This is a genomic window from Streptomyces sp. NPDC031426 (assembly GCF_055581585.1).
This window is the reverse complement of the sequence record NZ_JBVIJE010000009.1, coordinates 138,085-145,821: the sequence shown is the minus strand read 5'-3', so window position 1 is coordinate 145,821 and position 7,737 is coordinate 138,085. Positions and strand designations below refer to the sequence as shown.

9 protein-coding genes are annotated in these 7,737 nt (G+C 70.2%); 2 read left to right on the top strand and 7 right to left on the bottom strand.

What is annotated here, in order from left to right:
- Positions 1-91: 91 nt before the first annotated feature.
- From ACZ5NH_RS20535 to ACZ5NH_RS20525, 3 genes are all read right to left on the bottom strand, one after another.
- The gene (locus ACZ5NH_RS20535; RefSeq protein WP_468777102.1) at positions 92-523 is read right to left on the bottom strand and encodes a DoxX family protein; all 432 of its coding nucleotides are present in this window, start codon (positions 521-523) and stop codon (positions 92-94) included.
- Between the two features lie 103 nt (positions 524-626).
- Positions 627-1,322: a class I SAM-dependent methyltransferase gene (locus ACZ5NH_RS20530; RefSeq protein WP_468777100.1), complete on the bottom strand. Its 696-nt coding sequence runs from the start codon at positions 1,320-1,322 to the stop codon at positions 627-629.
- An 88-nt stretch (positions 1,323-1,410) separates the two neighbouring features.
- Entirely contained in the window at positions 1,411-2,331 is a 921-nt protein-coding gene (locus ACZ5NH_RS20525; RefSeq protein ID WP_468777098.1) for an acyltransferase domain-containing protein, read from the bottom strand.
- Between the two features lie 86 nt (positions 2,332-2,417).
- Between ACZ5NH_RS20525 and ACZ5NH_RS20520 the strand changes: the two genes are divergently transcribed.
- Positions 2,418-2,714 carry a DUF6343 family protein gene (locus ACZ5NH_RS20520; protein WP_388621278.1) on the top strand — a complete coding sequence of 99 codons (297 nt, stop codon included), beginning with the start codon at positions 2,418-2,420 and terminating at the stop codon, positions 2,712-2,714.
- A gap of 44 nt (positions 2,715-2,758) precedes the next feature.
- Here the strand turns inward: ACZ5NH_RS20520 and ACZ5NH_RS20515 are convergent, their stop codons facing one another.
- The 4 genes from ACZ5NH_RS20515 to rpsA form a co-directional block, all read right to left on the bottom strand.
- Positions 2,759-3,139, bottom strand: a complete 381-nt coding sequence (locus ACZ5NH_RS20515) for a tetratricopeptide repeat protein (protein WP_351800663.1) — start codon at positions 3,137-3,139, stop codon at positions 2,759-2,761.
- Between the two features lie 60 nt (positions 3,140-3,199).
- Positions 3,200-3,811 carry a dephospho-CoA kinase gene (gene coaE / locus ACZ5NH_RS20510; RefSeq protein WP_468777095.1) on the bottom strand — a complete coding sequence of 204 codons (612 nt, stop codon included), beginning with the start codon at positions 3,809-3,811 and terminating at the stop codon, positions 3,200-3,202.
- A gap of 45 nt (positions 3,812-3,856) precedes the next feature.
- A complete protein-coding gene (locus tag ACZ5NH_RS20505; RefSeq protein WP_451551373.1) occupies positions 3,857-4,795 on the bottom strand; it encodes a PAC2 family protein in 939 nt (312 codons plus the stop codon).
- Positions 4,796-5,011: 216 nt separating this feature from the next.
- The gene (gene rpsA, locus ACZ5NH_RS20500; protein ID WP_023551529.1) at positions 5,012-6,502 is read right to left on the bottom strand and encodes a 30S ribosomal protein S1; all 1,491 of its coding nucleotides are present in this window, start codon (positions 6,500-6,502) and stop codon (positions 5,012-5,014) included.
- 365 nt (positions 6,503-6,867) lie between these two features.
- Here rpsA and ACZ5NH_RS20495 point away from each other — a divergent pair, with 365 nt between their 5' ends.
- Entirely contained in the window at positions 6,868-7,725 is an 858-nt protein-coding gene (locus ACZ5NH_RS20495) for a class I SAM-dependent methyltransferase (protein WP_468777399.1), read from the top strand.
- Positions 7,726-7,737 lie beyond the last annotated feature (12 nt).

Genomic DNA, 7,737 nt, shown 5'->3' with positions numbered 1-7,737 from the left:
ACAGCGACCCGAAAGCCCCACCCCACACGAACCGATCCGCGCCGTCGGCCGGCCCCCGTGGCCGGCCGACGGCGTCGGTGCCGTGTCCGGGTCACCGCCGTCGCAGCAACCGCAGCAGCTCCCCGTTGTGCTCGCGCCGGGCCCAGGCGATCAGGATGAGCGGCACCATCAGGATCAGCGGGGTCGCCGCGTTCTGGCCGTCGAAGACCGTGAGCTGGACGATGAACGCGCCCACCATCAGGGCGCTGAGCGCGATCGCCGCCAGGGACTGCAGCACGGGGACCAACAGCGCGACGGCTCCGGCGAGTTCGAGCGCGCCGATGGTGTACATCGCCCCGCTGCCCCAGCCGATCTTGTCGAAGGCCTCGACGGCCGAGGGGTGCGCGATGAGCTTGGGCAGCGCGCTCGCGATGCCGTAGAACAACGCGAGCAGCACCTGCACGGTCCGCAGCGCGACCCGGGCCGCGCGCCTGCGGCCGCTGAGGGAGCCGGTGGAGGTGACGGAAGCGGTGGTCTCGGACATGAGGGTCTCCTGGGGAAGCGGTGCCGATTGCCTTCACCGAGGTAGACCGGACAGGGTCCGGGAACTCATCGCTCTCGGGCCGCCCCGTCCGCCCGAGTGCCCGCTATGCCTTCGGCACCGCCCGCACCCAAATGCCGTCCGGTGTCAGATACGTGTCCACCTCCAGCCCCACTTCCTCCAGTGCCGATTCGAACTGCTCCTTGGTCAGCGGCCGGGCCAGGAACGTGTGGGTCCAGTGCGCGTCCGGGAAGTCGTACTCGACATGGACCGAGTTCGCGCCGTTCCCGACCGGCTCCGAGGAGACGATCCGTACGGTGAAGCCGCTCGGGTCGACCCGCTCCCTGGGCACGTTCGTGTGGTAGTCCTCGCCCTCCCGCTGGATCAGCACGCAGCCGTCCTTCGCCACATGCCGGGCGCAGGTGCGCAGCAGGCCTCGGCGCACCTCCTCGTCACCGGCGTGCACGAGGAACGACGCGAGCATCACCACGTCGAACGTCTCGCCGCCCAGGTCCAGTTGCTCGATGGGGCCGCATATCGTGCGCGCCCCGCGGATCCGGCTCAGCATGTCGGCGGACTCGTCCACCGCCGTGACCGTGAAGCCGCGCTCGAGCAGGGGGTGGGTCATCCGGCCCACTCCGCTGCCCAGCTCCAGGATGTGCGCCCCGGCCCGTACGGCCCCGGCGATGATGTCCGGCTCGTCGCCCACCGGCAGCCGCTCGTACAGCTCGACCGCGCAGCCGTCCGGGGTGATCGCACCGGGTCCCGTGCCCTCGTATCCCTCACGCATTTCGACCGTCATGCCCGAACAACGGGCCGCCCTCGCACGGCCGTTCCCGTTCGCCGACAGTTCACCCGTTCGAGTTGCTTCGCGCTGTTCGACCCTGAGCTCAGCCCCACTGTCCGGCCGGCAACGGAAACCACCCACGCCCGATGTACCAGTGGCCGCCCGCCCGCAGATGGTCCCCCACGGCCCGCTCCACGGACGTGCGGGCGGGCAGCTCCGCAGCCGGCAGGTCGGGGTCGCCGAAGACGAACTGGACGGGTTCGGTGTCGGCCGGCTCGGTGTCCACGCGAACGGTGCGGAACCGGTCCTGGAAGCGGACGATGTTGGAATCGGCCGGCAGGTACCGCTTCAACTGCGAGTCGAGCAGCCAGGAGTGGCACAGTGCGGCCACCGGCCGCTCCTCGGGGAAGTGGACGGCGAAGAACTCGCGGGCCCAGGTCAGTGAGCGATCGCAGGCGGACGGGGTCAGTGGACCTTGGAAGTCGGGGATGTGCAGGTTCAGGCAGGGCGTGCCGGGGACGGCGTCCAGTCCGGCCGCCGCGAGCACGGGAGCCGAGCGCTGTCCGAGCCGAGCCCGCTCGAACTGCAGCCGGCCCAGCTGGTAGAGCTCGCCCCGGAAGTGACGGACGAGCCAGCTTCGCGACTGCACGCCGGTCGTGCCGTGCCGTCTGCGGTGCACGGCCATCTGACGGCCCAGGTCGGCCAGGGTGCGCCGGGAGACCTCGGGCGGGATGCCGCGTTCCCGGTGCCGGGCGAGGGTGTGCGGGGCCGCGGCGACGAAGACGTACACGGGGAAGACACCGGTCAGCTCGGCCGGCGCCGCGTCGAAGAGTTCGCCGAGATCGGGTGGGTGGCCGCTCCCCTCGGGGCCGCGGAACAGCTCCTCGACGCACTCCTCCAGGAGTCTGAGCACTCCCGGGTCACCGGTCACCCGGCGCCGCCCGGCCACCAGATCGTTGATGTCCTCGTGCGGTACGGCCAGGTCGAGGAGCAGTCCGGGCAGGTCGTCGGCGTCCGGCAGCACGGGATCCCCCTTCGACGAGCGACGGTCGAGCGCCGTTGGTGTACGTCGTCGCTGAAGAGTACGTTGCAAGCAGGAGTGGTGTTCCGATGCGTACGGGCAGTGAACCGGTGACCGCGCGCAGTGCTCTGCGGGCGCGGTTCTGGCTGTCCGTGTGGGGGCTGGTCTGGGCGGTCTTCGGCACGGTGGCGTTCACGCTCCTCGGGCGCCCCGGCTGGGCAGCGGCCTGCGGGGTGCTGTGGCTGGTGGTCACCATCGACATGGCCATGATCGTCAGACACATCCGGCAGGGCCCGCACTACCAACCGGGGCGTGATGTGCCGCCGTACCGGCCGCCGGACAACGGACCGCCGTTCCCGGGCCCGCAGAGGCACCGGCATCCGTGATCGACCAGGCGCGGTCGGCCCCCGGTCACTCGGTGGCCGAAGGGTCAGTCGTCGAAGCGTGCCGCCTTCAGGTACTGCGGGTTCGGATCCAGCGCGGCGGCGAGACGGAAATGGCGTTTGGCCTGGTCGGGGCGGCCCTGGCGTTCGTAGGTGCGGGCCAGGGCGAAGTGCGCGAACGCGTTGTCCGGCTCGCGCTCCAGCACGATCGTGAACTCCAGTTCGGCGGGCCGCAGTTGTGCCGCGGCGAAGAACGCACGCGCGCGCAGCAGCCGGGCCGCGGTGTTCTCCGGGTGCGCGGCGATGACCGGGTCGAGCAGCTTCACCGCGCCCCGGGGGTCCCGTGAGTTGAGCAGATGCTCGGCTGCACGGAAGTCGATGACATGCGTCTCCGGCGTACGTCCGGTGGAACCGCTGGTCTCGGGCACGGCAGAGTCCTTCCCTCACTGCACGCTTTCAACGCCCGCGGGAGGGCCGCTATTCTGGCGCTACTCCGCGGTGCCCTCGCGCGCCCGCCGTACGAGGTCCTCCCACACCTCGGCGACGCGCTTGCGCAGCGCGTCCAGCGGGACGTCGTTGTCGATCACGATGTCCGCGATCTGTCTGCGCTGCTCGCGGGTCGCCTGCGCGGCCATACGCGCGCGTGCGTCCTCCTCGGTCATCCCGCGCAGCCGGACCAGCCGGTCGAGCTGGGTCTCGGTGCTCGCGTCCACGACGACCACGAGGTCGTACAGCGGCGCCAGGCCGTTCTCCGTGAGGAGGGGGACGTCGTGGATCACCACGGCGTCGGCGGCCGCGGTCTCCTCCAGCTCGCGGGAGCGGGCGCCCACCAAGGGGTGCACGATCGAGTTGAGGACGGCGAGTTTCTCCGGGTCGGAGAAGACGATCGAGCCCAGTCTGGGCCGGTCCAGGCTGCCGTCCGCGGTGAGGACGCCCTCGCCGAAGGCCTCGACCACGGCGGCGAGGCCGGGGGTGCCCGGCGCCACGACCTCGCGCGCGATGCGGTCCGCGTCGATCAGCACGGCCCCGTGCTCCACGAGCAGCCGTGACACCTCGCTCTTGCCGGCGCCGATCCCACCGGTCAGGCCCACCTTCAGCATGTCCGGAAGCTTAGGCCCTGCCACTGACAGCGGGCCCGGCGGAGGTCAGTTCTCGCCTTCCCGCTCCGCCAGGAACCGCTCGAACTCGCGCCCGATCTCGTCGGCGGACGGGATGTCCACCGACTCGGCGAGCATGTTGCCCCGGGTCTCCGCGCCCGCGGCGGCGTCGTACTGGTGCTCCAGGCCCTGGACGAGCGCGGTGAGTTCCTCGTCGCCCTCCTGGATCTGCCGGTCGATCTCCGTCTGGGTGCGGTACGCGTCCGTGCGCAGCGAGTGCGCGACGCCCGGGAGCACCAGCCCGGTGGCGGCCGTGACGGCCTCCAGGACGGTCAGGGCGGCGTCCGGGTACGGCGAGCGCGCGATGTAGTGCGGGACGTGCGCGGCGACGCCCAGGACGTCGTGCCCGGCCTCCATCAGGCGGTACTCCACCAGCGACTCGGCGCTGCCGGGCACCTGCGCCTCCTCGAAGGGGCTGCGGTGGCCCGGGACGAGGTCGGTGCGGTTGCCGTGCGGGGTGAGATCCACCGGGCGGGTGTGCGGGACGCCCATGGGGATGCCGTGGAAGTTCACGGAGAGGCGGACGCCGAGCCGCTCCACGATCTGCCGTACGGCCGCCGCGAACCGCTCCCACTCCACGTCCGGCTCGGGCCCGGAGAGCAGCAGGAAGGGGGCCCCCGTGGTGTCCTGGACGAGGCGGACCTCGATGGCCGGGACCTCGTAGTCGGTCCAGCGGTCCCGCTTGAAGGTCAGCAGGGGCCGGCGGGCCCGGTAGTCCACGAGCCGGTCGTGGTCGAAACGGGCGACGAGCTGGTGGGGCAGTGAGTCGAGCAGCCGGTCGACGATCTGGTCGCCGGTCTCGCCCGCGTCGATGTATCCGTCGAAGTGGTAGAGCATGACAAGGCCGGCCGACTCCTGGGCGAGCGCCATGTCGACGACGGCGAGGCCCTTCGGCTCCCATGCGTACAAACCCTGCGGATCAAGCACTGTGACCGCTCCTCCTCGTGTTCCTCAGGGTCAACGCCCCCTGGAACGCGGTCATTCCCGCGACACGCCGCTGATCAGCGATCTCACGGACGGCAAGCCACGAGGAACCCGCACGCGAAGAGCCAACGGACAGCCACCCAAAAACGCCTGAGGGGCCGCACCTCGGAAGGTGCGGCCCCTCAGAGCCGGCTATCGGCTAAGCCCAGCGGCTGGCGTTCAGCTCTGGCCGCCGGCGAGCTTCTCGCGCAGCGCGGCCAGCGCCTCGTCCGAGGCCAGCGCACCGGAGGTGTCCGCGCCCTCGGAGGAGTACGAACCGCCGGTCGCGGCCGGAGCCGCAGCCTCGCCGCCCTCGGCCGCGGCAGCGGCGTCGGCCTCGCGGGACTTGATGACCTGCTGCTGGTGCTGCTCGAAGCGGGCCTGCGCCTCGGCGTACTGGCGCTCCCACTCCTCGCGCTGCTTCTCGTAGCCCGGCAGCCAGTCGTTGGTCTCCGGGTCGAAGCCCTCGGGGTAGATGTAGTTGCCCTGGTCGTCGTAGGACGCGGCCATGCCGTACAGGGTCGGGTCGAACTCGACCGACGCCGGGTCGGCACCGAAGGACTCGTTGGCCTGCTTCAGGGACAGCGAGATCCGGCGACGCTCGAGGTCGATGTCGATGACCTTGACGAAGATCTCGTCGTTGACCTGGACGACCTGCTCCGGGATCTCCACGTGGCGCTCGGCCAGCTCGGAGATGTGGACCAGACCCTCGATGCCCTCGTCCACGCGGACGAACGCACCGAACGGAACCAGCTTCGTGACCTTACCGGGCACGACCTGGCCGATCTGGTGGGTGCGGGCGAACTGCTGCCACGGGTCTTCCTGGGTCGCCTTCAGCGACAGGGAGACGCGCTCGCGGTCCATGTCGACGTCGAGAACCTCGACGGTGACCTCCTGGCCGACCTCGACGACCTCGGACGGGTGGTCGATGTGCTTCCAGGACAGCTCGGAGACGTGGACCAGACCGTCGACGCCACCCAGGTCCACGAAGGCACCGAAGTTGACGATCGAGGAGACCACACCGGAGCGGACCTGACCCTTCTGAAGGGTCGTGAGGAACGTCTGGCGGACCTCGGACTGGGTCTGCTCGAGCCAGGCGCGGCGGGACAGGACCACGTTGTTGCGGTTCTTGTCCAGCTCGATGATCTTCGCCTCGAGTTCCTTGCCGACGTACGGCTGGAGGTCGCGGACGCGGCGCATCTCGACCAGGGAGGCCGGGAGGAAGCCGCGGAGGCCGATGTCGAGGATGAGACCACCCTTGACGACCTCGATGACGGTACCGGTGACGATGCCGTCCTCTTCCTTGATCTTCTCGATGGTGCCCCAGGCACGCTCGTACTGGGCGCGCTTCTTCGAGAGGATCAGGCGGCCTTCCTTGTCCTCCTTCTGGAGGACCAGGGCCTCGATCTCGTCGCCGACGGCCACGACCTCGTTCGGGTCGACGTCGTGCTTGATCGAGAGCTCGCGGCTCGGGATGACACCTTCGGTCTTGTAACCGATGTCGAGCAGGACCTCGTCCCGGTCGACCTTCACGATGACGCCGTCGACGATGTCGCCGTCGTTGAAGTACTTGATCGTCTCGTCGATCGCTGCGAGGAAGGCTTCCTCGTTACCGATGTCGTTGACCGCTACCTGCGGGGTGGTGGCGGTGGTCTCGGTGCTGCTCGTCATGTGGGAAAGGGCTCCGGTACGGACATTGAAGTCGTAGGTACTGCTTACGCCGGGAGCCCGTTTCGCTCTGCAGAAGCCGGACAGCCAAGGAAGCGCCCCACCAGATACTGGTGACGGCGCCTCGACAACCGAGGGGACATACAACAGATGCGAGCGCAGCCTGCTACGTCTGAGGAGCGCAGGCCCGCAGCGCAACTTGTAGCATACGGGGGCAGCCGGACATGGTCAATGCGCGAAGGCGCACACCCGGGGCGGATCGCCGCATAACCGGCAGAAGAAGCGTCCTTTGAGGCCAGGCAGGCCTGTGGGACCGCCTCCGTGTCGGACCCTGGCGGGTTGGACGGAAGAGTACGACGAGGGAGCCGATCATCCAAGAGCCGGAAGCGTATGAGCCCGAGGGACCCGAGGGGTTCGAGCCGGAGGCGACACGCCGTGACGCCGGTGTCGCGGAGAGCGCACGGGCCAATCGGGGCTGGTGGGACCGCAACGCGGACGAGTACCAGGTCGAGCACGGCACGTTCCTCGGCGACGACCGCTTCGTGTGGGGTCCGGAGGGCCTGGACGAGGCGGAGGCCGAGCTGCTCGGCCCGCCGGAGGAGCTGAAGGGCAAGGAGGTCCTGGAGATCGGCGCGGGCGCGGCGCAGTGCGCGCGCTGGCTGGCCGCGCAGGGGGCCCGCCCGGTGGCCCTGGACCTCTCGCACCGCCAGCTGCAGCACGCGCTGCGCATCGGCGGATCGTTTCCGCTGGTCTGTGCCGACGCCGGCGCGCTGCCCTTCGCGGACAGCTCCTTCGATCTGGCCTGCTCCGCCTACGGGGCGCTGCCCTTCGTCGCCGACCCGCGGCTGGTGCTGCGCGAGGTGCACCGGGTGCTGCGGCCGGGCGGCCGGTTCGTCTTCTCGGTGACGCACCCGATCCGCTGGGCGTTCCCGGACGAGCCGGGCCCCGAGGGTCTGTCCGTGTCGTCCTCCTACTTCGACCGCACGCCCTACGTGGAGCAGGACGAGCAGGGCAGCGCGGTCTACGTCGAGCACCACAGGACGCTCGGCGACCGGGTCCGGGACATCGTGGCCTCCGGTTTCCGCCTGGTGGACCTGGTGGAGCCGGAGTGGCCGGCCTGGAACACCGCGGAGTGGGGCGGCTGGTCCCCGCTGCGGGGCCGCCTGATCCCGGGGACGGCGATCTTCGTGTGCGAGCGGGACCAGGCGCTCGGCGGGATCGCCTGACGCACGCGCGTG

Bases quoted from the DNA above. Each gene is read 5' to 3' on its own strand.
- ACZ5NH_RS20520 (WP_388621278.1), top strand. From the start codon at position 2,418: ATGCGTACGGGCAGTGAACCGGTGACCGCGCGCAGTGCTCTGCGGGCG.
- rpsA (WP_023551529.1), bottom strand. From the start codon at position 6,502: ATGACGAGCAGCACCGAGACCACCGCCACCACCCCGCAGGTAGCGGTC.
- ACZ5NH_RS20535 (WP_468777102.1), bottom strand. From the start codon at position 523: ATGTCCGAGACCACCGCTTCCGTCACCTCCACCGGCTCCCTCAGCGGC.
- ACZ5NH_RS20530 (WP_468777100.1), bottom strand. From the start codon at position 1,322: ATGACGGTCGAAATGCGTGAGGGATACGAGGGCACGGGACCCGGTGCG.
- coaE (WP_468777095.1), bottom strand. From the start codon at position 3,811: ATGCTGAAGGTGGGCCTGACCGGTGGGATCGGCGCCGGCAAGAGCGAG.